This window comes from Oleiphilus sp. HI0079, from assembly GCF_001635105.1.
In genome coordinates, this window is record NZ_LWFT01001043.1 from 1 (window position 1) to 1,006 (window position 1,006).

Here is a 1,006-nt window from a genome sequence, read left to right on the forward strand (position 1 = left end):
ATAGGTACCGTTGTCAAAAAACACGAATGCTAATAGCTCATTCGTTGTCTCAGTATTGGTCCAAGCGCCGAGGATACCGGCGTTAGATGAACGAGTGAAATCTGTTGCTTCGCCTTCTTCAATGGTGCCACTATCATTATCATCAACTTGAATGGTAAGTGTATTGCCATCAACTCGAGCAAAAATATCAACTTGCCCGATAGAGTCTGTAAGGCCGGTATCGAAGTTTCCGTCAAAGGTAATCGAAGCTGTGAGTTCTCGAGTTTCAGGATCAATACTGAGACAACGAATGAGCTATTAGCATTCGTGTTTTTTGACAACGGTACCTATGCGCATCTCGAAATAGACGAAGTTGCTCCTTTAAACCCTGAAAACCCTAATGAAGTGAGTGGGATGGAATGGGGGACCTACTCGATTAACCCTCAAACTGGCGAACTTACTGCTTCAATTACCTTTGATGGAAATGACGATACGGGCCTTACAGACTCTATTGGACAGGTTGATATTTTTGCTCAAGTAGCCGGAGATACGCTTACGATAGAAGTGGACGATAATAACAATGGCTCCATCTCTGAGGATGAGCAATTTAATTTTGAGCGTGCTCCAATGCCGTCATACGAGCCAATCTTGATCGAGGTTGCATGGGTGGAAACACTCACCAATTATTCTCAAGGAGAATTCTTTAGCTTGAATGGTGGCTCTTCAACTATGCAATGTGACGCAGGCCGAGATCGACAAGTTGGAGACATTGAAACGGCCACGGTAGAGCTTGTTAGGCAGGGGAATACGGTTACTGCGACGGTTTTAGATAGCAACAATAATGCAGAAGAGGAAGATCTCGGTGAGAGCTGGACTTATTCTTTCAATCTTGCGACGACAACGCTAAGTAATAGTGAGACGTATACCGATGAGGATCCGACAGGGCAAGAGGGAGACATTTTTAGCGACTATTGGGAGCTAGAAGAATCGTATCAATGGAATCCAGATACAGGTGTTTTCGAGGGTA

The 1,006-nt window shown here is 44.4% G+C and carries 1 protein-coding gene; it reads left to right on the forward strand.

Translation table 11 applies throughout. The features are described from left to right. Nucleotides 1-192 precede the first annotated feature (192 nt). A partial coding sequence (locus A3750_RS18765) for a hypothetical protein (RefSeq protein WP_156498737.1) occupies nucleotides 193-1,006 on the forward strand: 814 nt, incomplete at its 3' end.